Source organism: Micromonospora sp. C81, assembly GCF_018070425.1.
In the GTDB taxonomy this organism is placed as follows: Bacteria; Actinomycetota; Actinomycetes; order Mycobacteriales; family Micromonosporaceae; genus Micromonospora; species Micromonospora zamorensis.
Genome location: NZ_JAGPXS010000017.1, coordinates 131,845 through 155,233, shown reverse-complemented (window position 1 = coordinate 155,233; position 23,389 = coordinate 131,845). Strand labels below are relative to the sequence as shown.

The following is a 23,389-nucleotide window of genomic DNA, read 5'->3' as shown; positions in this document are numbered from 1 at the left end:
GCCGACAACACCATCCGCAACCGCGGCAAATGCCTCGCCCCCGCCAGCACCACAGCCGGCGCCGCCGCCACCATCACCACCTGCGGCACCGCCACCAACCAACGCTGGACCTACGACACCACCGCCAAAACCCTGCGCAACCAGGCCACCGGCACCTGCCTCGACGCCAACGGCGGCGCCACCGCCAACAACACCAGACTCATCCTCTGGCCCTGCACCACCGCCACCAACCAGCAGTGGCGCGTCGCGGCGGCTGACTACCAACCGCTGCTCGACGTCGGCTTCAGCGGCACGTTCACCTCCACCACCGGCTACACCCCCTCGACCGGGGAACTGGTCGACGGGCAGCTCACCCGGCTGGCCGGCAGTGAGGTGATCAGCGGTACGACCGTCACGCTCACCGGAGGGGGCACCGGCATCGGGTTCACCCCCCGGATCCCGGTGACCAGCGCGAAATACGTCAACAAGAGCCTGCTGGCCGAGGCGGTGGTACGCCGACAGAGCGGCGCCACGATCACCTTCGACACGCTGCTCAGCCTCGCCGGCGGTGGCTACTACCGTTACGCCAGCGGCTCGCAGACCACTACCGAGTTCGGCATGTACGGGCCGGACGCGCCGTACCACGACACCCGGCAGAGCGGGCCGAACCTGGCCGACACGCAGGACACCCATGTGGCGTTGGCCTACGAGTACGTGAGTGACACCGCGGCACGGCTCGTCGCGTACGTCAACGGCTGCCAGGTGGGCACCACAGTCACCACACCGGTGGCCGCGGCCAACGCGTCGCAGGGTCTGCTGGCCTTCGGCAACGACGCCGGCGCTCGCAACCGCGGCTGGCACGGCACGCTGGACGCCGTCGCCCTCGCGTCGATGACCGGTGCCGCCGGTCCGGCCGACTTCCAACTCGACGCGCCGGTCTGTGGTGGCACACCGCCGCCCCCCGGCTGCGCGGGCGACCCGGGCAGCAGCGGCCCGGTCACGCCGGCCACCGTCATCACCGTCGACCGGTGCGACACCCTCGACCGGATCCGGCAGAAGGCAGCCCAGGTCACGCCGTCAGCCGCCCAACTGGCCTGGCAACAACGCGAGCTGACGGCGTTCCTGCACTACGGCATGAACACCTTCACCGACGTCGAATGGGGCAGCGGGAACGAGGACCCGGCCCAGTTCAACCCCACGGTGGTCAACCCAACACAGTGGATCGGCGTGCTCAAACGCAACGGTTTCAAGCAGATCATCCTCACCGTCAAGCACCACGACGGGTTCCTGCTCTACCCGTCGCGATACAGCACCCACTCGGTGCGCAGCAGCCCCTGGTGGGGTCGGACCAGCCAGAACGACATCCTTCGCGCCACCGTCGACGCCGCCCGCTCGGCAGGTCTTGCCGTGGGCTTCTACCTCTCCCCCGCCGACGGCGCGGAGATCCCCGGCCGGCGCGGCGGCGACCGGTTCGGCAACGGCAGTGCCAAGCGGAACGTCACCATCCCGACGCTCGTCGCCGGGGACACCCGCACCCCCACGCAGACGTACACGTACCAGGCCGACGACTACAACGCCTACTTCCTCAACCAGCTCTACGAGCTGCTCACCGAGTACGGACCGATGGCCGAGGTGTGGTTCGACGGCGCCAACCCGTACACCGCGTACCCGCAGCCGTACCAGGTCGGTGACTGGTACCGGCTGATCCGGGCCCTGCAACCAGGCGCCACGATCGCGATCAACGGCCCGGACGTGCGCTGGGTCGGTTCCGAGTCCGGGGCGTTCCGGGCCGACGAGTGGAGCGCACTGCCGTTCAAGGGCGCCGATCCCGGCGCGTTGAACCGTGACGACGACATGCTCAGTGGCGCCGCGTCGGGCGACCTGGGATCCAGCGCGCTGATCGGGCGCAACCTGGGGACTGTCACGTACCTGTCCTGGTATCCGGCCGAGGCGGACGTGTCCATCCGACCCGGCTGGTTCTGGCACTCCGGCCAGAACGGCTCGGTCAAGCAGCCGGCCGCGCTGATGCAGCTCTACGAGAACGCGGTGGGTCGCAACGCCAACCTGCTGCTCAACGTCCCGCCGAACCGGGCCGGCGTGATCGACGCGCCGGACGTCACCGCCCTCGACGGGTTCGGCACCGCACAACGCGCCCGGTACGGCCGGGAGCTGTTCGCCACGGCGGGTGCGACCGGCACCCACGCCGCCCTCACCGACACGGCCCTGGGCACGTACTGGTCGCCCTCGGGTGGTGCCACCACCGGCGCTGTCGAACTGACCGCCTGCCGGGCCCGCACGTTCGACCGGCTCCTGTTGCAGGAGTCGGTCGGCAACGGCCAGCGCATCGAGGCGTTCGCCGTGGACGCCTGGATCAACGGTGGCTGGCAACAGGTCGCCGCCGCCGGAACGGTCGGACACAAGCGGATCGTGCCGCTGACCGCCGCCGTGAACAGCGACCGGCTGCGGCTGCGGGTCACCGCCGCGCGCGGTGTCCCGCAGGTCGCGACTCTCACCGCGTACGCCACCGACAGCACCGCCAACCCGGCGTCCTGCTGATTTCCCAGCCTTTTGAGAGGAGTGAACAAATGCGTCTTCGACGTATCAGTGTCACCGGCGCGGTGGGGGTACTCGCCGCCGCACTGTTGACAGTGCCGGCCACGCCGGCCTCGGCCGTACCGGGTGATCTGCAGGTGATCCCGGCGCTGAAGCAGTGGACGGCGGGCACCGGCAGTTACACCTTCGGCACCACGACCCGGATCGTGGTCGATCCCGCGTACACCGTCCAGCTCAACGACGACGCTGCCACCTTCGCCGCGGACCTGCGGGACCTGACCGGCCGCACCATCCCGGTCACCACCGGCACGGCCGCCACCGGCGACATCCGGCTGACCCTGGGCGGCAGCCAACCCGCCGAGGGCTACACGATGACTGTCGGGTCGAGCATCGCCATCCAGGGCTCGACCGACGCCGGCGCCTTCTACGGCACCCGGACGGTGCTGCAACTGCTCAAGCAGTCCAGCACGGTGCCGGCGGGCACGACCACCGACGCCCCGACCAAGTCCGAACGCGGCATGATGGTCGACGTTGGTCGCAAGTACTTCACCGTCGACTGGCTCCGTCGGCACGTCAAGGAGCTCGCCTACCTGAAGATGAACCGGTTGCACCTGCACCTGTCCGACACGTTCGGATTCCGGCTGGAGAGCACCACCCACCCGGAGGTGGTGTCGGAGCAGTTCTACACCAAACAGCAGATCCGCGACCTCATCGCCCTGGCGGCCCAGTACCACATCGAGGTCATCCCCGAGATCGACATGCCGGGCCACATGAACGCCATTCTGGCCGACCACCCGGACCTGCAACTAACCGACACCAACGGCAACCGCAACCCCTACTACCTCGACCTGTCCAAGCCGGGTGCCTACACCCTCGCCCGGGACCTCATCACCGAGTTCCTGCCGCTGTTTCCCGGCCGGTACTGGCACATCGGCGCGGACGAGTACATCGGCAACTACGCGGCCTACCCGCAGCTGCTGACCTACGCCCGCGCGACCTACGGGGCGAACGCCACAGCGAAGGACGCCTACTACGGCTTCATCAACTGGGCCAACGACATCGTCCGCGCCGGCGGCAAGACCACCCGCATGTGGAACGACGGCATCGGCACCGACGGCACCATCCGGCCGGCGTCCAACATCCACGTAGAGGTCTGGTACAACTACGGCATCACCCCGCAGGCCCTGCTGGACCGTGGGCACACCATCTCCAACCAGGCGTGGGATCCGACCTACTACGTTCCCGCCATCAGCAAGCCGAACGTGACGTGGGCCTACGAGACCTGGACCCCGGACCGGTTCCAGGGCAACACCACCGTCGGCGACACGTCCCGCAACCTCGGCACTGTGCTGCACATCTGGTGTGACTACCCGGACGCGGAGACCGAGGACCAGATCGCGGCGGGCATCCGGACCGTCCTGCGTGTGATCGCCCAGCAGACCTGGGGGTCACCGAAGCCGGTCGCCACGTACACCGCCTTCGGGGCGATCATCGACCGCATCGGCCGGGCTCCCGGCGGCCCGGCGGTGGCGACCGGCAACCTGGCGACGAACCGCCCGGTGACCGCGTCGTCGACCGAGACGGCCAGCTTCCCGGCCTCGGCGGCGGTGGACGGCGACATCAGCACCCGCTGGTCCTCGGCCTACACCGACCCGAGCTGGATCCAGGTCGATCTCGGCAGCAGTCAGGAGTTGTCCCGCGTCGCACTGCGCTGGGAGGCCGCCTACGCCCGGGCGTACCAGATCCAGACGTCCACCAACGGCACCACCTGGAGCACCGCGGTGACCGTCACCGCCGGGGACGGCGGCACCGACGAGCACCTCGTCAACACCAACGCCCGGTACGTCCGCATGCAGGGCACCGCGCGCGCCACCACCTTCGGCTACTCCCTCTGGGAGTTCGAGGTCTACGGCCCGAAGAAGGGCGTCATCACCGGCGCTGCCAGCGGCCGTTGCGTCGACATCCCCGGCAGCAACACCACCGACGGCACCGCGGTCAACCTCTGGGACTGCAACAGCGGCGCCAACCAGACGTGGACCCACCGCAACGACGGCACCCTCACCGCGCTGGGCAAGTGCCTGTGGCCAGCGAACGGGAGCCTCACCGACGGCACCACGATCGTGATCGGCACCTGCACCACCGCCACGACCCAGCGGTGGACCTACGACACCGCCACGAGCACCTACCGCACCGGCGGCAAGTGTCTCGACGCCAACGGCGGCGCGACCGCCAACGGCACCCGCCTCATCCTCTGGCCCTGCACCAACGGCGCCAACCAGCGCTGGAGCACCCCCACCGCCTGAACCACCGATGGAGGCACGATGCAGCACGCCATCCCCCCGCCATCCTCATCGGCAGCACGGCCACGACGACTCGTCGTGCCCACCATCGTCCTGGCTCTGATCGCCGCTGCCGTCGCCACGGTCGGGGGCCATCCGGCCCCGGCCGGGGCGGCGGTCCCGGCCGACCCGACCTACACCGATGCCGCCGGCCTGGTCTTCCCCGGCCCCCAACCGGGCGCGGCGACGGCGTCGCTGTCCGGCGGCAGCTTCACCCTGGCCAACGCGGCGCTGTCGACCACGTGGAGCGTGCTCGGCAGCACGGTGTCGCTGACCCGGTTCGACAACCGGGCAGCGAACACCACGGTGCCGATGAGCCTCCGTGGGCTCTTCACCCTCACCCTCGCCGACGGCAGCACGATCACGACGGCGAACACGACGGTCTCCGCCGGCCCGGTGGTCAGCGACCTGCCGGCGAACGCGGCGTCGGCACGGCTCGCGGAACGTTTCGCCGGCAAGGCGGTCACCACCACCTTCCGGTACGGCAGCGGGGCGCGGACCCTCGACGTGCAGTGGCAGGTACGGCTGCGCGGCGGTGCCAACTCCGTGCAGCACAGCTTCACCGTGCGCTCGGTGGCCGGCACGTTCGACGTGACGTCGCTGCGCCTGATGGAGCTCAACCTGGCGAACGCACGGGTGCTCGGCAACGACGACGGCAGCCCGGTGGTGCACGGCGCGGCCGGTGGCGAGACGGTGTTCGTCGGCATCGAGAACCCGATGGCGAAGGCCACAGTGACCGGGTCGACCGTCGACATCGCGGTGCCCCGTGCCGGGGATCTCACCGCGGGCGCGTCGTGGGTGTACACCGCCTCCACCGGTGTCTCCCCCGCCGGGCAGCTACGCCGCTCGTTCCAGTACTACCTGCAACGCGAACGCGCTCACGACCGCCGCACGTTCCTGCACTACCAGAGCTGGCTGGACCTCAAGCCACCCGGCGAGGTCATCAACAGCGCCGAGCTGACCCGGGCCGTCAACCTGTTCGGCACCCAGCTGCGCAACCGCGGCGCCACCATCGACAGCTTCTGGGTGGACGACGGCTGGGACTATCTGCGTTCACCACGGGTCGACGAGACGAACCTGAACGTCTGGTCGTTCGACCCGACCCAGTTCCCCACCGGTTTCGCACCGCAGAAGGCCGCGGCCGCGCAGTATGGCGCATCGATGTCGGTGTGGATGTCGCCGTTCGGCGGGTACGGCACCAGCGCCGCCACCCGCCAGGCCATCAACGCGAGCAAGCCGGCCGACCAGCGGCTGGAAACCCACAGCGGCGGTCAGTTCAAACTCGGCGGCAGCCGCTACTACGACCGGTTCCGGTCGGTGGCCTTCGACATGATGGACAACCAGGGGGTACGCGGCTTCAAGCTCGACGGCATCGGCGGCGGGCTCTACCAGTCCGGCCCGAACGCGAGTTACATCGCCGACTACGAGGCACTGCTCGGGCTGACGGGGGATCTGCGGGCGCACCAGAAGGACGTGTTCGTCAACGCCACAGTCGGCACCTGGGGCTCGCCGTACTGGTTGTGGTACACCGACTCCATCTGGCGCGACGGACACGACGCGTCACTGACCGGTGCGGGCAGCGCGCAACAGCGCTACGTCAACTATCGCGACTCGGAGACGTTCCGCAACGTCGCCACCCAGAACCCGCTGTTCCCGATCCCGAGCCTGATGAACCACGGGGTCATCTTCTCCGACCGCACACCGCAGTTCACCGCCGACTACGACCTGACCAAGCCGAGCGTGCAGGCGGAGGTGTCGCAGGACATCCGCGCCTACTTCGCGCTCGGCCTGAGCCTGCAGGAGCTGTACGTGCGCAACACGCTCGTCGACGCCAGCAGGCCGGGCGCGGCCTGGTTCTGGGACACCGTGGCGGCCAACGCCAAGTGGGCCCGCGCCAACCAGGGACTGCTCAGCGACGTGCACTGGGTCGGCGGTGATCCGGCGGCGGGCGCCGTCTACGGCACGGCCGCCTGGAACTCCTCGGCCGGGGCGTCCAGAGGCATGCTGATGCTGCGTAACCCGTCGGCGTCCGCGCAGAGCTTCACGGTCAACCCGCAGACGGTCTTCGAGCTGCCCGGCGGGACCCACCAGCGATACAAGTTCACCGAACGCGACGGGCGCCGGTCCGGCTTCGTGTCGGGCCCCGCCGCACCGGTGAGCATCACGCTGGCGCCGTTCGAGGTGGCCGTCTTCCAGGCCGCACCGACGGACGAGGCGATCGGCGGCGGAGACAGCCCGCAGCTGTCGCGCGCCCGCTGGACCGCGACGGCGGACAGCGTCGAGACGGTCGGCGAGAACGGCGCCGCCGCCAATGCCATCGACGGCAACCCCGCCACCATCTGGCACACCCGCTACGCCGGCGGTGTCGCCGCCATGCCGCACCAGATCACCATCGACCTCGGCGGCACCTTCCGCATCGACAAACTCGACTACCTGCCCCGCCAGGACGGCGGCACCAACGGCACCATCGCCGACTACCAGATCCAGACCAGCACCGACGGCACCACCTGGACCCAGATCGCCGCCGGAACCTTCGGCTCCGGCAGCACAGTGAAGTCGGCGCTCTTCGCGCCCACCACGGCCCGGCACGTACGCCTGCGCACCACCCGCGCCGCCAACGGCGCCGGGTACGCCTCCGCCGCCGAGATCAACCTGTACGGCTCGACGGCCTGACCGGTCTCTCTGCCGTTCCGGGGCGACGCTGGTGTCGCCCCGGAACGGCAGGATCGACGGCAACCCGCCCTATCGGGCGAGAACATGGGCGAGGACCGCCACGCCGCCCGTCACGACCAGCGCGCTGCCGGCGGCCAGCAGTGCGGCACCCTCCGGCTGACCCAGGTGGGTGGGCAGTCGGACGGTCCGATACCGACGCCGCGCCAGGACGGCAACCACGACGGCGAGCGGAGCGCAGGCCAGCACAAGTCCCGCCGCGAACGGATGACGCGGCACGAGTTCCCGTCCGACGGCCACCAGCACGGTGGCCGTCGCCAACGCCGTACGAAGCCACGCCAGCAGGGTGCGTTCGGCCTGTGCTCCCCGGTCGGCGAGCCGTGGTGGCTCCGTCACATCAGCACCACGACATCAGATCAGCACCGACATCAGATCAGCACCACGACGAGGATGGTCAGGCCGGCCACGACCACCCCCGCAGCCGCCACGACCGCGACGGGAGTGGACGGCAACGGCAGTTGGAGCCGCAGCGCCCGTTCGTTGCGGCTCCAACGGGGGAACGCCTCGACGGCCACCCCGACGGCGAGCACCGCCAGCACGGCCGCCGCCCACTGCGAGCCTTCCGCGCCGAAGGCCTTGACCGCCGCGGCGGCCACCATGAGGCCCAGCGCGGTCCGCAGCCACGCGAGGAAGGTGCGCTCGTTGGCGAGGGTGAACCGGGGGTCCGGCTCCGTGCCGACCCCGTAGACGCGGCGTGGCCAGCGACGGTCGGGGCGGCCCGGGCCGGCCGGCGCGGGAGGTGCCTCGTCCGTCACCCGCTGACCGGTGCCGGCGGCTGCCACGGGACGTCGCCACACTCCCGCTGGACGCGGGCGAGTTCCTCGACGAGCGCCGCCCTGATCCGCGCGTACGCCGGGTCGTCGTAGACGCTGCGCATCTCCCACGGGTCGGCGCGCAGGTCGAACAGCTCCCACTCCGGCTCCTGCACCGTGGTGGAGGTGCCGGGCAGACCCAGCCCGTCGGCGTAGTAGTAGACCAGTTTGTGGTCGTGGGTGCGTACGCCGTAGTGCGCCCACACGTGGTGCTCGTCGTCGTCGTGTTCCCAGTAGCGGTAGTACACCGACTGCCGCCAGTCGTCGACGTCCTCACCGCGCAGCAGCGGTCGCAGTGAGCGTCCCTGCATGCGGGAGTCGGCCGGCACGTCGGCGTAGTCGAGGAACGTCTGGGCGAAGTCGACGTTCATGGCGAGCGCGTTGGTGGTGGAGCCGGCCGCGATCTCCGCCGGGTAGCGGATCAGGAACGGCATCCGCAGCGACTCCTCGTACATGAACCGCTTGTCGTACCAGCCGTGGTCACCGAGGAAGAAGCCCTGGTCGGACGTGTAGACGACGATGGTGTCGTCGGTCAGCCCGTGCTCGTCGAGATAGTCGAGCAGGCGGCCGACGTTGTCGTCGACGCTGGCGACGCAGCGCAGATAGTCCTTGATGTAGCGCTGGTAGGTCCAGAGGGCGGCCTCGTCGGGGTCCAGGTGTGGTGGCAGCATCTCCTTGATGTCGTTGGCGGTCAGGTCCCGGTCCACCCGCATCCGGGCGGCCCGGGCGGCGGCGGCGTGCCCCGAGTGGTCGTCGTCGAACGAGCCCGGCACGGCCACGTCGTCGACGTACATGTCGCGGTGCTTGTCGTCGGGCTCCCAGTTGCGGTGTGGCGCCTTGTGGTGCACCAGCAGGCAGAAGGGTCGTTGCGGGTCGCGCTGGTCGAGCCAGTCGACGGCCAGGTCGGTGATGATGTTCGTGCAGTAGCCGGGACGGACCTGCTCGGTGCCGTCCATACCGATGAAGACGGGATCGCGGTACCGCCCCTGGCCGGGCACGACCTCCCAGTAGTCGAACCCCCGGGGGTCGTGCTCCGGGCCGTGTCCGAGGTGCCACTTACCGACCAGGGCGGTCTGGTAGCCGGCGCGGCGCAGCAGCTCCGGGAAGACGAGCTGCCGGTTGTCGAACTCGGTCGACAACGTCTGCACGCCGTTGACGTGGTTGTAGGTGCCGGTGAGGATGGTGGCCCGGCTGGGCGCGCACAGCGAGTTGGTGCAGAAGCAGTTCTCCAGGAGAGCACCGCCGGCCGCGATGCGGTCGATGTGTGGCGTCTCGTTGATCTTGCTTCCGTAGGCGCCCACCGCGTGCGCGGCGTGGTCGTCGGCCATGATGAAGACGATGTTGGGCCGCACGTGCTGATCCTTTCTCACGCGACCCGCCTCAGGACGCGTACGCGGCGGCGTCGTAGTAGGTGCTCGGGTCGACAGCGTTCGGCAGCTTCCCCAGGTCCTTGAAGAGGCCGTTGAGGCCGGTGAGCCAACCCGCGACGGTGCCGTCGGTGGACTTGGCGGCGAGCTCGGCGGACGGCAGGAACCGGGCGTTGGCGGCCTCGGCGCGCAGTTGGTCGATCGGGGCCGACTTGAGGAACTTCGCGGTGACCTCGACAGCGCGGTCCAGGTTGGCGGCCCGCTCGTCGTTGGCGGCACGCAGCACCGCGAGCACCTTCTTCACCAGGTCCGGCTTGCCGGTCACCACGTCGTTGCGGCCCACATAGGCGGACGGGAAGCTGATGGCCGGGTAGAAGTCGTCGTTCTTGGCCAGTTCGGTCAGCTTCGGCACCCGCTTGCTGATGGTGCCGATGAGCGGGTACCAGATGCCGGCCGCGTCGATCTGGCCCGACCCGAACGCGGTGACGACAGTGCTCGGGTCCATCGCGACCTTCTGGACGTCGTCGATGGAGAGGCCGGCGCTCCGCAGGGCCAGCCGCACGATCATGTCGCCGGAGGTGCCTTCCGGCACGCCGACCTTCTTGCCCTTGAGCGCGGCCATGGAGGTGATGCCCGGCTGGGCGATGACCCGGTCGGCGAAACCGAGCGAGTTGATGGCGATGACCCGGGCCTTGCCGGAGGCCGGAAGCCACATCGCGCCCGGGCCCAGGTAGCCGAAGTCGAGGTCGCCGGCGCCGAGCGCCTGCACCTGCAGGGGGCCGTTGGTGAAGGCCTTGAGGTCCGGCTTGAGACCGTGTTCGGCCCACAGTTTCCTGTCGTCGGCGATCGCCATGAGGCTCGCGCCGGTGAAGTCGGCGATGTAGCCCAGCTTCACCGGCTCGCTGCCGGAGCCGCCGGATCCGGACTGGTCGTCGTCGCCGCAGGCGGCGAGGGCTGCGGCGGTGCCGAGGCCGGCGATGCCGGTGAGCAGGGATCGACGGGAGAGAGGGCTCATTGCGATGCACCTTCCTGAGGGGTCTGGTGGTAGACGGCGCGCCAGACCCGATTGCGGATCCGGGAGAATTCCGGTGACAGGCGAACGGCTTCGGTGCGCGGGTAGGGCAGGTCGACGTCGATGACCTCGTGCACCCGGCCGGGCCGGGCAGCCATGACGACGACCCGGTTGGCGAGGTAGACGGCCTCGTCGACGTCGTGGGTGATGAACATGACGGTGCGTCGCTCGGAGCCCCAGGTGGCCAGCAGCTGATCCTGCATCTGCACCCGGGTGAGGGCGTCCAGGGCGCCGAAGGGTTCGTCCATGAGCAGGACGCCGGGGTCGACGGCGTACGCGCGGGCGATGGCGCACCGCTGCCGCATACCGCCGGACAGCATCCGGGGCAGCGCGTCGGCGAAGTCGGTGAGGCCCACCAGGTCGATGAAGTGCTGCGCCCGTCGCCGCCGCTCGGCCCGCCCGACCTTGGCGATCTGGAGACCGAACTCGACGTTCTGGCGCACGGTCAGCCAGGGGAACAGCGCGTACTGCTGGAAGATGACGCCGCGTTCCGGGCCGGGCCCACGCACCGGTCGCGAGTCGACGAGCACCTCACCGCCGGTGGGTTCGACCAGGCCGGCTGCGATGTTCAGCAGTGTCGACTTGCCGCAGCCGGACGGGCCGACCACTGTGACGAACTCGCAGTCGGCGATGTCCAGGTCGACGTTCTGCAGCGCGTGGAACGGTTTGCCGCCCACCTCGAACGTGCGGCTGGTGGAGCGGAAGGAGATTTTCTCGGTCATCGACGTTCCTGCCATCCGGTGAGGCGCTTCTCCGCAGTGAGCAGGAGCCGGTCCATGATCAGGCCGAGCACACCGATGGTGATCAGGCCGACGAAGATGCTCGGCAGGTCGTAGTAGATCTGCGCCTGCTGCATGCGGTAGCCGAGGCCCTCCTGCGCGGCGATCAGCTCGGCGGCCACGAGGGTCGCCCACGCCGCACCGAGGCCGACGCGCATGCCGACCAGGATGAACGGGGTGGACGCGGGGACGATGACCCGGCGGAACACCACGGCGTCGTTCGCGCCGAGCACCCGGGCTGCGTTGATCATGGTGCGTTCGACGCTCACCACGCCCTGGAACGTCGAGACGACGCAGGACAGGAACGCGGCCAGGAAGATGACGAAGATCTTCGGCGTCTCCCCGATGCCCATGAGCAGGATGGCCAACGGGATGACGGCCAGGGGCGGGATCGTGCGGAAGAACTGCACGTAGGGCTCGATCAGGCCACGTGCCGTCCGGTACCACCCCATCAGGAAGCCGACCGGGATCGCGAGGGCGGTGCCGAGCGCGAATCCGATGAGCACCCGGCGCAGGCTGGCGAGGCTGTCGTCGAGCAGGGTGCCGTCCATGGCGAGTTCACCGGCGCGGACGGCGACCGCCTGCGGCCCGGGAAGGCCCGACACCCCGACCCGCGCGAGCACGGTCCAGATGCCGATGCCGAGCACGACGGCGATCACGTTCCACGCCAGCAGTGGTACGGCACGGCGTGGCGGCGACGCCGTGCGGGTGGTCTCCGACCCGCGGGTCCGGGGCGGTTGAACGTCTATCGGCACGGTGGCCCTCCGTAGCCCAGGTCGGATTGGAGCGCGCCTTCCGGGTGGGCGGCGCTCAAGGTAAGGGAATCTTTGGTGACCGGACTAATCATGTCAACCCTTCGGACTAAAATTGCCGAGCTGGCGGCACTGCCTCGATTCATAAGACATCCGATGTCTGGTGACCAGCAACCCTAGGGTGACGGCGCTGCCATGACAACGCCCGCCCACCCCGCCGGGGGCGCCGGATATTGTGCGACGCATTGACTAAATTGACGGCTCTCGTCAGACTGCGGCGTACCGAGCCACCCCAGCCGCCCGGCGCTCCGGGCGACGGCCCAAGGAGTCCCATGTCGATTCCACGCTCCCGCCACAGCACCGGATCGAGACGCCGGCGCATCGCCGCCCCCCTCGCCCTGCTGATCGCCGCGACGCTCGTCGCGCCGGTCACCTCCGGCACGCCGGCCGCGGCCGCCGCCGCGCCGGTGAACCTGGCCCGGACCGGCACCGCCACCGCGTCGAGCGTCGAGCTCGACCGGGCCGACTTCGTCGCCGCCCACGTCAACGACGGCGACCGCAACACCCGGTGGTCGTCGAAGTACCAGGACGCCAACTGGGTGCAGGTACGGCTCGCGACCCCTGCCACTGTCGACCACGTCGTGCTCGCCTGGCCCAACGCGTGCGCCCGTGACTTCACACTGCAGACCTCGACCAACGGCACCACCTGGACGGACGTTGCCCGCGTCCAACGCGACACCTGCCCCCGGACGGACGTCATCGCGGTGAACTCGGCGCAGCCCGTGTCCCACGTGCGCATGCAGGGGCACCAGCGGTGGGCGGGTTACGGCTACTCCATCTCCGAATTCGAGATCTGGAACGAGACGGCGCCCGCACCCGCGCCCTCGCTGGGCGTGCTGCCCAAACCCGTGTCCATGACGGAGAACGGCGGCACGCCGTACACGCTGAACCGGAACACGCCCATCGTCGCGGTCGGGGCGCAAGCGACCGCGCCCGCGACCTACCTCGCCGGCCTGCTACGACCGGCCACCGGGTACGGCCTGCCGGTGGTCACCCGGAGCAGCGCGCCCGCGCCCATCGTCGTCGAGGTCGGCGCCGGCAAGGGCCCCGCCGGGCAGGCAGCCGAGGGGTACCGCCTCGTCGTCACCACCACGAAGGTCCAGATCAGCGCCGACACGGCGAACGGCGCACTCAACGGCGTGCAGACGCTGCGGCAACTCCTCCCCCAGTGGGTGGAGTCCGACACCGTCGTCGACGCCACGTGGACCGTGCCGGCGGTGACGATCTCCGACTACCCACGCTTCGCCCACCGCGGGATGATGCTCGACGTCGCTCGCAGCTTCTACCCGATGAACGAGATCAAGGCGTACATCGACGGCGCCGCCCAATACAAGATCAATCGTCTGCACCTGCACCTGACCGACGACCAGGGCTGGCGGATCGCCCTCGACAACCCGGCGAGCAACCCGGCGGGCATCGACTACGGCCTGCTCACCACGGTCAGTGGCCGTACCGCCATGACCTACAACGACAGCGGCCAGCTGATGGGCACCGAGCTGGGTGTCACCGGCTTCTACACCAAGGCCGACTACGCCGAGATCGTGCGCTACGCCGGCGTGAACGGCATGACCGTCATCCCGGAGATCGACATGCCCGGGCACACCAACGCCGCGCTGCACGCCATCCCCCAGCTGAACACGACCGGCGCCCAGCCGAAACCGGCCGCCGGACAGCGGACCGCACCGGCCAACGGCACCGGCAACGTCGGCTACTCGACGTTCGACTCGGCCAGCACGACGACGTACGAGTTCGTCACTCAGGTCCTGACCCAGATCGCCGCCATGACGCCGGGGCCGTACCTGCACATCGGCGGCGACGAGGCTCACGTGACCAGCCACGCGAACTACACCACGATGGTGAACGCCTTCACCTCGACTGTCGCCTCGCTCGGGAAGACGGTGGTCGGCTGGAACGAGTACGCCGGCACGACGCTGCCCCAGAACAGGGCCGTCGTGCAGTACTGGAACGGCGACCGCACCGCGGTGGCCAACGCGGTGACCGGCCGCGGCGCCCAGGTCGTCCTCTCCCCCGCCGCCCACACGTACGTGCCGCAGAAGCAGGACTCCCGTCAGCCGCTCGGTGGCACCTGGGCGTGCGGCGGACCGTGCGGGCTTGACCGGCATTACAACTGGGACCCCGGCACCTTCATCCCGAACATCGCCGAGACCAGCGTGCTCGGGGTCGAATCGGCGCTCTGGGGCGAGTTCATCCGCCGCATCGGTCAGGCGCAGTACTACAGCTTCCCGCGCCTGGTCGCCACCGCCGAGGTCGGATGGACGCCGCAGGCGCAGCGCAGCTACGCCGACTTCACCACCCGCCTGTCCGTGGCCGGCGGCCGGTTGACGGTCCAGGGCGTCAACTTCTTCCCCACCGCGGACGTCGCGTGGCGCAAGCAGGCGATCGGCCGTCCGGCCACCGCGGTCGTCGGCGCACCGGCCGGCGCCACCTGGACGGTCACCGCCCCCGGACTCCGGTCCGCCGACCTGGCCACCACGGTCACCTGGAGCGACGGGCGGGTGGAGGCGCTCACACCGACCGCCACGCGCGACCCGAGCATCTCCGCGATGCAGATCAACAGCGCGTTCACCGTGGTGTCCCGACGCACGTTCGGCGCACCGGGCACGTACACCGGGAGACTGTCGGTGCGCTCGGCCGGGGCTTCCCCCGTCGAGGCGGCGCTGACCGTCACGGTCCGAGCACCCTGACCACCGGCCGGCGCCGTCACCTCGCGCTGGTGACGGCGCCGGCCACCGCGCCCGTACGCTGCCGCAACGACATTCGAAATGAGGCATCGGTCATGATGGTCCGATGATCGAACGCCCGGATGCCATGCAGCGTGTGCGGCTGGCACACACCGAGGTCCTGCTGGCTCAGCTCCGCAGCGCCGGCCCGCTCAGCCGGGCCGAGCTCATCCGGCTGACCGGGCTCTCGCGTACCACGCTGTTCGACATCATCGGCGACCTCATCGCCCGCGGTGTGGTCGTCGAGCGCGAGCCCGCGCTGTCCGGGCACCGGGGCCGGGGACGGCCGTCCACGACCGTCAGCCTCAACCCGTCCGCCGGCCGGATCGTCGGCATCGACCTCGGCCGGGCGACGATCACCGTCATCGTCGCCACCCTGGGCCACGACATCCTGGCCCGGGGGAGCCGCCCCATCACGCTGACGGCGGGGCCGGCCCGACGAGCCAACGCCGCGATCAAGCTGATCGACGACCTCGTGCAGCAGCACGACATCGACCTGCGGGCCCTGGAGGCGATCGGCCTCGGCCTGCCCGGCCTGGTGGCGGGTCGGAGCCGTTCGGCCGGCGACAGCGGCAGCAGCCCCTCGGTGGCCGCGAAGCAGGTCAGCACCCGAATTCAGGACCGGTACGGCGTAGCCGTCGTCACCGACAACAACTCCCGACTGGCCGCGCTGGCCGAAGGCACCTGGGGGGCGACCCGTGACGTGCGGGACGCCATCTACGTCCGGTGGAGTGACGGCGTGGGCGGCGGGCTCATCGTCGACGGCCGGCTCGCCCGAGGCGCGCACGGCGCGGCCGGCGAGATCGGTCACGTCAGCGTCGAGCCCGACGGCGACCCCTGTCCGTGCGGTGGCCGCGGCTGCCTTGAGCTGCTGATCCGCCCGTCGGCGCTGATCGAGCAGTGCGCCCGGCGCGGTGTCACAGTCGCGGACCCGGCCGATCTGGTCGCGCGGGCAATCGCCGGCGAGCCGATCGTCTCCGACGTGGTGCGGCACGCCGCGACGCTGCTCGGCCGAGTCCTGTCGGGAATGGTGGTGCAGTTGGACCCGGGCAAGGTGGCCATCGGTGGCACCCTCGCCCATGCCGGCGAAGCGGTGCTCGAACCGGTCCGGACGACCATCGGTCAGCTGGCGATCCCCGGACACACCCGCCGCCTGGACGTCGTGACGGCCCAGTTCGGCGACGAGGGCGGCGCCCTGGGCGCCGTCGCTGCCGCCCTGCGGCTCAACATGTCCGAGCCCCTGCCGGCCCTCCCCACGGCATAGGACCAGCGCGGCGGCTGGCTACGGCGTCGCGGGCAGGAGCGTGAGCAGTCGTTCGACAACCCCGGTCACCGCGTCCCGTCCCGCTGCGAGGTAACGGCGCGGGTCCCGGGACTGCGGCAGGGCCTCACGGACCGCGTCGGTGAACGCCACGTTGAGGGCCGTACCGACGTTGATCTTTACCATGCCATGACCGACCGCGGCGCGGATCTGGTCCAGCGGCACCCCGGAGGAACCGTGCAGGACCAGGGGCACGGGTACGGCTTCGCGGATGGCGGCCACGAGGTCGAGATCCAACGAGGCGGTGCGGTCGGCCATCGCGTGCGAGCTGCCCACCGCGACGGCGAGAGCGTCGACGCCGGTCTCGGCCACGTACCGGGCGGCCTCGGACGGGTCGGTGCGGACGCCGGCGGTGTGGGCGCTCGCCGGAGCGTTCGGCTTACCGCCGACGTAGCCGAGTTCGGCCTCCACCCACAGTCGGTGGTCGTGCGCCCACTCGGTCGCCTTGCGGGTGGTCGCCACGTTGGCGGCGTACGCCAGCGCGGACGCGTCGACCATCACGGAGCTGAAGCCCGAGTCGGGAGCCTGCTCCAGCAGACCGATGTCGTCGACGTGGTCCAGGTGCAGCGACAGGGTCGCGCTGGACCTCCAGGCGACCTCGGCCGTCGCCGCGGCGATGGCCGACAGGCCCGAGTGGTAGCGCGCAGCGTTCTGGCTGATCTGCAGGATCGCCGGCCGGCCGGCACGCTCCGCCGCGGCGGCGATCGCCTGGGCGTACTCGATCGTGATCACGTTGAAGGCGAGCACGCCGGTGCCGGCGGCTCGGGCCGCCGCCACCAGGTCGGCGGTGGGCACGAGGGTCATCAGTGGTCCTCAGGCAACCGGCGCGGTCAGGACGACGGACCGGGTGAGCAGCCGGGGCTGGTCCGGGTGCAGGCCGCGACGGTTCGCGAGCTCGACCGCGAGCCGCTGCGCGGTGGTGAGGTGCGCCATGGCGTCGACGTCCTCGTGCACGACGATCGCGCCCGTGGCGGCCAGATCGTCGCGGAGGCCGGGGACCACCGGCCCGAAGATCCAGACCACGGACCGGTGGTCCACCACGCTGATCGGGCCGTGCCGGAACTCCATCGCCGGGTACGACTCGGCCCACATCTGTGCGGCCTCCCGCAGCTTGAGGGCCGCCTCGTGCGCCAACCCCACGGTCCAGCCGGTGCCGAGGAAGGTGAACTGGCTCCGACCGACGACGTCCGGGTCGACCGGCGTGTTCAGCTGGGCGCGCGCCTGTTCGATCGGCTCGGTCAGGTCCTCTCCGAGGCCGGCGCGCCAAGCGGCGAGCGCGGTCGTGGCGAAGCGGGTCTGCACCACTGACTGTTCGTCGGCGAAGTCGAGGACGACGCAGTCACTCACGAGCCGGCTCACCGGCCGGTCGGCATCGGTCGTGATCACGGTCGAGCGGCTGCCGCGCGGCAGCTGCTCAAGGAGCCGGATCACCTCGGTGGTGGTGCCGGAGCGGGTGATGGCGACGACGCGGTCGTACCGCCGCCCGGAGGGAAACTCCGAGGCGGCGAAGGCGTCGGTCTCTCCCTGGCCCGCCGACTCGCGCAGCGTCGCGAAACTCTGCGCCATGAAGTACGACGTGCCGCAGCCGACGACGGCGACGCGCTCACCGCGCTGGGGCAGGGCCCGCGCCACGCCCGGCTGGGCGACCAGGTCTGCGGCGCGACGCCACGTCTCGGGTTGGGAGGCTATCTCGGAGGCGACGTGCGACACGGTTCCTGCTCTCTGTCGGTGCGGTGTTCTTCCAGCTTTTCCACAGTGGTTCCGGGCAGCAGCCGGGAAGCCACGTCGTCGTCGTACTCGCCCGCCCACGGGCAGGCGACGGCGGCCGCCGAGACGGCCGCGCCCTGGGCGAGGACGTCCCGCCAGGGCGCGCGGGTGAGGAGCCCGTACGCGAGCACGGCCGCGAGGGCATCGCCGGCGCCGGTCGGGTTGCCGGACACCCGTTCGGGCGCACGGACGCTGTAGGCGGCCCCGCCGGTGACCGCCACGAATCCGTCCGAGCCGCGGGACACCACGCCGGCGGTGGCACCGCTTCGGACGAGCCGGTGCGCCACCGTGACGGCGTCCTCGCGGGTGCGTACCGAGCGTCCGAGCAGGTCGGCGGCCTCGTGGGCGTTCGGTTTCGCCAACGTCGGTCCAGCGGCCAGGGCATGCCGCAACGCGGCGCCGTCGGCGTCCACGATGGTCTCGGCCCCGGCGGCTCGCGCGATGGTGACGAGATCGGCGTACGCGGTCTCGGGTACGCCCGGCGGCCGGCTGCCGGACAGCACCACCACCCGCGCGGCCCGCACCCGCTCGGCGAACGCGTCCCGGAACGCCGCCCACTGCGCCTCGGTGACGTGCGGGCCAGGTTCGTTGAGGACGGTCGCCGTGCCCTGCGCGAGGACGGTCACCGTCCGACGGGTCTCCGCACCGAGGCGGGTGAACTGCGCCGGCACGCCGGCCGCCGCCAGTTCCGCTTCGATGTGCTCGCCGGAGGCACCGCCGAGCAGACCCAGGACCACTGTCTCGGCGCCCAGTTGACGCAGCACCCGGGCGACGTTCAGACCCTTGCCCCCGGCACGGGCGACCACGCCGGTGACCCGGTGCGACGTGTCCGGGACCAGTTGGGGAACGGTGTAGGTGATGTCCAGGGCCGGATTGAGCGCCACCGAGATGATCAGGTCACCCCGACCGCGGGCCCGGGGCGGGTCTTCGATCGTCATCTGGCCGCCTCCTCCGGCAGATGCCGGCTACACGAGCACGCATGATCTTTCGTGACATCCGAGCGCCTGTATCAATCAGGATGTTGCAGACCCTAGGATCTGACCCGACTGCCGTCAAGGTCTCCCAACCCGCTTCGAATTGGTGGAGGCCGTTGGGCTACCCCACCGGCACGAGGATCAGTGAGGTGTCGGAGTCGGTCGGTGAGCTGCCGCGCGTACGACACCGATCTTGCAGAAAGTTGCACGTGCTGCCTGCTGAGACCGCCACCGGCGCGACCCACCAGCGGTGGTCCTTGTCCTAGTCAGCACCGGGACCGATCCCGGTCCCGGGATGTGGTGATGGCCGATCGGACAGGGCGGCAACCCTGTCCGACGGGCCACGCGGGGATCAGCTCCCCGACGTCACCGGGGTTCCGGTGATCGCCAGGTCGGCCATCGTCGTCCAGGGACCCCGGGCGCCAGCCTCGCTCAGTGCCCGCAGCCGCACGTACCGGCCGCTGCGGAAAGCGCCGAACGGCACCACCTTCTGCGTCGACGTGTCGGCGAACGCCCCCGACGCCACCGGGGTGCCCCAGTTGCTCGGGCTGTCCGAGACGTACACCTCGTAGCGGCCGATCCGGCCGTTCACTCCCCCGTCCTGCCGTGGCAGGTACCGCAGCCCATCCATCCGGTACGTGGCACCCAGATCGATCTGGATCTCGTGCGGCAGGGGTGCGGCCGTCGACGACCAGGCGGTGTGCCAGAAGGTGGCCGGGTTACCGTCGAACGCGTTGGTGGCAGCGCCGTTCTCCGCGCTGGTCTCCTCGCTGTCGGCGTACACGAGGCGCCAGCCGTCCCTCGGGATCGGCGGCGGCGTCGTACTGGTGCCGGCGACCGGCAGCACGGCGCCGTCGATCCGGGTCTGGAACGCGGTGTTCCGCGCACCGGCCTTGATCCACAGAACTCCGTCCGCGTAGAACCATCCGCTGCTGGCCGAGTCGTAGGCGGCGCGCGTGCTCAGCGGCGGCAGCGTCCGGCCGGCGACCGTGACCGCCTGCGGAGCACCCGCCAGGTGCACGCTGAACTCGTAGGACCGCGACGACGGCTTACCGGCGTACGTGCCGGTGGAGGCGCCCACGTCCACGGTGACCGTTCCGGTGCCGGACGTCGGCGCAGTCATCTGGACCAGCTGGGTGGCATAGGCCCCGTTCCGGTAGGCGCGGGTGATGCCGTCGTCCTCGTAGAGCGTGAAGCTCGACGCGCCACGCGGATACAGGTCGTAGGTGAGTGTGGAGACCGGTTTCTCGCCGGTGTAATTCATCTGCGGCCACATCGGCACGATGGAACCGCCCTTGACGAACAGAGGCAGCCGGTCGAGCGGTGCGGCGTACCCGTTCAACGTGAGTGGCCCCTGGTACACCCGCCCGGTCCAGTAGTCGGTCCAGGTGCCGGCCGGCAGGTAGATGCCGTCGCGCAACTCGGTGTCGGAGACCACCGGCGCCACGAGGAAGGCATCGCCCGCCATGAACTCCCCGGCGGTGGCGTTGCCGCGGGCGACCGGGTCGTTGGGATACTCCAGCACCAGGGCCCTGGTCGCCGGCACGCCGGTCACGCTGGCCACGCGGCTCATCGTGTAGTGGTACGGCATCAGCCGCATCTTGAGCTGGAGGTACCTGCGGTTGATCGACAGGTACGGCTCGGCATAGCGCCAGGGCTGCTTGTCCTGGTAGCCGGGCGCCGGGTTGGTCGCGCCCCAGCCGGACATCGTCATGAAGGCCGGCGTGAACGACTTCCACTGCAGGTCCCGCACGTAGGTGTTCGGGCTGCCACCGAAGATTCCGTCGACGTCGCCGGTGGCGTAGTTGAAGCCGGACAGTCCCGCGCCGGCTACGGCCGGCACGGTCCACCGCATGTCGTCCCACCGGCCGTACGTGTCACCGGTCCAGACAACGGCGTTGCGCTGGCTACCGGCCCAGCCGTCGACGGTCCACACGTAGCGACGCGCGTCGGAGTTCCGCTCGATGCCGTCCACAGCCTGTTGCACACCACGGAACGCGTCGCGGTACCCGCCGCCCACCCAGGCGACGTCGGTCTTCACGCCGCGCGAGCCGGCGGTGCCGACCTCCGAGTCGATGGACCCGAGCCCGGCGGATGTCCACAGACCGGTCTGGAAGCCGAGTGCCTTGGCGCCCGCCACTGTCGACGGCAGGTCGGTGTAGCCGCAGCCGTACCCGTCGTTGGGCAGGAACCACCCGGACGGCATGTTCTTGGCCCGGGCTTCCCGCGCGTACGCCAGCACGTCGGGAGTCCGCTGATGCCCGGCCCGGTTGTGGTCGCCCTGGTAGGTGGGGTTGGACGCGTTGAAGCAGTCGGCGTTGCCGAGTTCGAGGCCCCACATCGGGCTCAGGAACGGCTTGCCGGTCACGTCGGTGTACGCGCCGAGCACCGCCTTGAGCGAATCACCCACGAAGTAGTACGCGTCGAAGCGTTCCTCGTTGTGGGTGGTGGTCACCGGTGCGGTGAAGCCGTAGGAGCCGGCTGCCCAGGTGTTGCGCAGGACGCCGTAGCCGTTGGTGGACAGGTAGAAGGGCGCCGGGCTGGCGTTCGTGTTCTCCCGCCACTGGTTGTCCACGGCGATGGGCACCGTCTTGTCGCGGAGCGCCCACTCGCCCAGCCGAAGGCCGGTGCCGTAGAACTGCTCGTCCGCGTCGCGTACCAGCCGCTGCGTGGTCCGGCCGGCGGACCAGTCCAGCGGTTGTGCCTCCCGCCAGACCGGCCGCCCGTCCGGGCGTAGAACCTGCATGGTCAGGGGGTTCTTGTTGATCCGGATGACCACCGCCGCGGTGGTGATGCGGAAGGCGGTGCCGTCGTCGGTCACCGTGCTGGCGACCCCGCCGAAGTCGGTCCGTACGGTGATCTCGTTCGCCGCCGGTTCGGTGAATGTGCCGTTGGGTGCCGCCCAGACGCGGAAGATGTCCGCGCGTGTCAGCGTCACCCGGATACGGGCGGCCGTGTTGGTGGCGATGGTGTACGTGTTCCCGGCCCGCGTGAGGCCGGTGGCGCTTCCCGGTGTGCCGGCATGAGCGGGTACGGCTTGCAGCATCGCGGCGAGCAGGATGAGGGCCACCACGGCGGCCCGGACGGCGGTGCGGGGGCGACGGAACGCGGGCAGCGATGACCAGATCATCGATTTCTCCCGGTGTGGTGAGGGGTCGACGCGGCTCCGGACATTCACGGGGGCCGATAAGCAGGGATGCTGCACCCACTTGACTCAAGATGCAAGAAATCAGCGACGATTTCGCATCAAGTTCCATCTTTGCCGTCGAGAGACGCTCGTCAGACCCGCACCACCTTCACCCCGGCCTGCTCGACGAGGCTCACCTGCTCCGGATCCGCCGCCCTGTCGGTGATCAGGGTGTCGATGTTGCCCAACGGACAGATCCGGTTGAAGCTCCGGCGGCCCAGCTTCGAGGCGTCCGCCACCACGATCGTTCGCGCGGCGCTGGTCACCATGACGTGGTTGACCGCCGCCTCGCCGTCGTTGTGCGCGCTGGCGCCGTGCTGGTGGTCGATCGCGTCCACCCCGAGCACGACCACGTCCAGCGCCACGGACGCGAGCATCGTCTCAGCGATACGGCCGACCAGCTCGTACGACTGCGGGCGGGCCGTCCCACCGGTGAGCACCACCCGGATGTGCGGCCGCACGATGAGTTCGTGGGCGATGTTCAGCGCGTTGGTCACCACCGTGTTCGCCGTCGTCTGCCCGTTCGGGTCGGTGCGCAGCGCGAGAGCCCGGCCCACCTCGGTCGTCGTGGTGCCCCCGTTGAGCCCCACCGTGCTCCCCGGCGGAATCAGTGCGACGGCTGCAGCGGCGATGCGCTGCTTCTCCGATGCCTGCCGGACCGCCTTGTAGCGCAGCGGCAGGTCGTAGGACACGTTCGTGACGACCACGCCGCCGCGGGTACGCGTCACCAACTGCTGCGTGGCGAGCTCGTCGAAGTCACGTCGGACGGTCGCCGTGCTCACGCCCAGCTCGCGGGCGGTGGACTCGATGTCGAGCTGACCCTCGACCGCGACCATCTCCAGGAGCCGGTGCCACCGCTCGCGCTGGTTCACGTCTCACTCCGGTCGCTCGGCCCGCCCATGCGCCCATCCTTGCATCCCTGATGCAAAGTTCCGTACCGCACCACGGCGGAGCGG

General features: G+C 70.3%; 16 protein-coding genes. 5 read left to right on the top strand and 11 right to left on the bottom strand.

Annotated elements, in window-relative coordinates; genetic code table 11:
• The 3 genes from KBX46_RS25160 to KBX46_RS33205 all read left to right on the top strand — a co-directional run.
• A partial coding sequence (locus KBX46_RS25160; RefSeq protein ID WP_210794299.1) for an alpha-L-fucosidase occupies positions 1 to 2,535 on the top strand: 2,535 nt, incomplete at its 5' end.
• 29 nt (positions 2,536 to 2,564) lie between these two features.
• The gene (locus KBX46_RS25155) at positions 2,565 to 4,835 is read left to right on the top strand and encodes a family 20 glycosylhydrolase (RefSeq protein ID WP_210794298.1); all 2,271 of its coding nucleotides are present in this window, start codon (positions 2,565 to 2,567) and stop codon (positions 4,833 to 4,835) included.
• Positions 4,836 to 4,910: 75 nt separating this feature from the next.
• Positions 4,911 to 7,544: a discoidin domain-containing protein gene (locus tag KBX46_RS33205; RefSeq protein WP_210794297.1), complete on the top strand. Its 2,634-nt coding sequence runs from the start codon at positions 4,911 to 4,913 to the stop codon at positions 7,542 to 7,544.
• Positions 7,545 to 7,613: 69 nt separating this feature from the next.
• On the opposite strand, the gene KBX46_RS25145 is transcribed toward KBX46_RS33205, so the two are convergent.
• Genes KBX46_RS25145 through KBX46_RS32705 form a run of 6 tightly spaced genes read right to left on the bottom strand, consistent with a single transcriptional unit; the run spans position 7,614 to position 12,386 of the window.
• Entirely contained in the window at positions 7,614 to 7,937 is a 324-nt protein-coding gene (locus KBX46_RS25145) for a DUF202 domain-containing protein (RefSeq protein WP_141908450.1), read from the bottom strand.
• A 32-nt stretch (positions 7,938 to 7,969) separates the two neighbouring features.
• Positions 7,970 to 8,356, bottom strand: coding sequence for a YidH family protein (locus KBX46_RS32710; RefSeq protein WP_210794296.1), 387 nt, complete (start codon positions 8,354 to 8,356; stop codon positions 7,970 to 7,972).
• Positions 8,353 to 9,765 (bottom strand): sulfatase, encoded by a 1,413-nt coding sequence (locus tag KBX46_RS25135; protein WP_210794295.1) that lies wholly within the window; start codon positions 9,763 to 9,765, stop codon positions 8,353 to 8,355. The genes KBX46_RS32710 and KBX46_RS25135 overlap by 4 nt, the downstream gene beginning before the upstream one ends.
• Before the next feature lie 28 nt (positions 9,766 to 9,793).
• Positions 9,794 to 10,795, bottom strand: a complete 1,002-nt coding sequence (locus KBX46_RS25130) for an aliphatic sulfonate ABC transporter substrate-binding protein (RefSeq protein WP_210794294.1) — start codon at positions 10,793 to 10,795, stop codon at positions 9,794 to 9,796.
• Positions 10,792 to 11,574: an ABC transporter ATP-binding protein gene (locus KBX46_RS25125; RefSeq protein WP_088946950.1), complete on the bottom strand. Its 783-nt coding sequence runs from the start codon at positions 11,572 to 11,574 to the stop codon at positions 10,792 to 10,794. Before KBX46_RS25125 ends, KBX46_RS25130 begins: the two co-directional genes overlap by 4 nt.
• Positions 11,571 to 12,386 carry an ABC transporter permease gene (locus KBX46_RS32705; protein WP_210794293.1) on the bottom strand — a complete coding sequence of 272 codons (816 nt, stop codon included), beginning with the start codon at positions 12,384 to 12,386 and terminating at the stop codon, positions 11,571 to 11,573. The genes KBX46_RS25125 and KBX46_RS32705 overlap by 4 nt, the downstream gene beginning before the upstream one ends.
• A 329-nt stretch (positions 12,387 to 12,715) precedes the next feature.
• On the opposite strand from KBX46_RS32705, the gene KBX46_RS25115 reads away from it, so the two are divergent.
• Together KBX46_RS25115 and KBX46_RS25110 are read left to right on the top strand one after the other, a co-directional pair.
• Positions 12,716 to 15,148: a family 20 glycosylhydrolase gene (locus KBX46_RS25115; RefSeq protein ID WP_210794292.1), complete on the top strand. Its 2,433-nt coding sequence runs from the start codon at positions 12,716 to 12,718 to the stop codon at positions 15,146 to 15,148.
• Positions 15,149 to 15,251: 103 nt separating this feature from the next.
• The gene (locus tag KBX46_RS25110; RefSeq protein ID WP_210794291.1) at positions 15,252 to 16,448 is read left to right on the top strand and encodes an ROK family transcriptional regulator; all 1,197 of its coding nucleotides are present in this window, start codon (positions 15,252 to 15,254) and stop codon (positions 16,446 to 16,448) included.
• Between the two features lie 18 nt (positions 16,449 to 16,466).
• Here KBX46_RS25110 and KBX46_RS25105 read toward each other — a convergent pair whose 3' ends face one another.
• From KBX46_RS25105 to KBX46_RS25085, 5 genes are all read right to left on the bottom strand, one after another.
• On the bottom strand, positions 16,467 to 17,309 hold the full coding sequence (locus tag KBX46_RS25105) for a class II fructose-bisphosphate aldolase (protein ID WP_210794290.1): 843 nt from the start codon (positions 17,307 to 17,309) through the stop codon (positions 16,467 to 16,469).
• A 9-nt stretch (positions 17,310 to 17,318) separates the two neighbouring features.
• The gene (locus KBX46_RS25100; RefSeq protein WP_210794289.1) at positions 17,319 to 18,215 is read right to left on the bottom strand and encodes an SIS domain-containing protein; all 897 of its coding nucleotides are present in this window, start codon (positions 18,213 to 18,215) and stop codon (positions 17,319 to 17,321) included.
• Positions 18,191 to 19,210, bottom strand: coding sequence for a 1-phosphofructokinase family hexose kinase (locus tag KBX46_RS25095; protein WP_247668117.1), 1,020 nt, complete (start codon positions 19,208 to 19,210; stop codon positions 18,191 to 18,193). The genes KBX46_RS25100 and KBX46_RS25095 overlap by 25 nt, the downstream gene beginning before the upstream one ends.
• A gap of 388 nt (positions 19,211 to 19,598) precedes the next feature.
• Complete coding sequence (locus KBX46_RS25090; RefSeq protein WP_247668116.1) at positions 19,599 to 22,376, bottom strand: discoidin domain-containing protein; 2,778 nt, start codon at positions 22,374 to 22,376, stop codon at positions 19,599 to 19,601.
• Between the two features lie 149 nt (positions 22,377 to 22,525).
• On the bottom strand, positions 22,526 to 23,305 hold the full coding sequence (locus KBX46_RS25085) for a DeoR/GlpR family DNA-binding transcription regulator (RefSeq protein ID WP_088946944.1): 780 nt from the start codon (positions 23,303 to 23,305) through the stop codon (positions 22,526 to 22,528).
• Between the last annotated feature and the right edge of the window lie 84 nt (positions 23,306 to 23,389).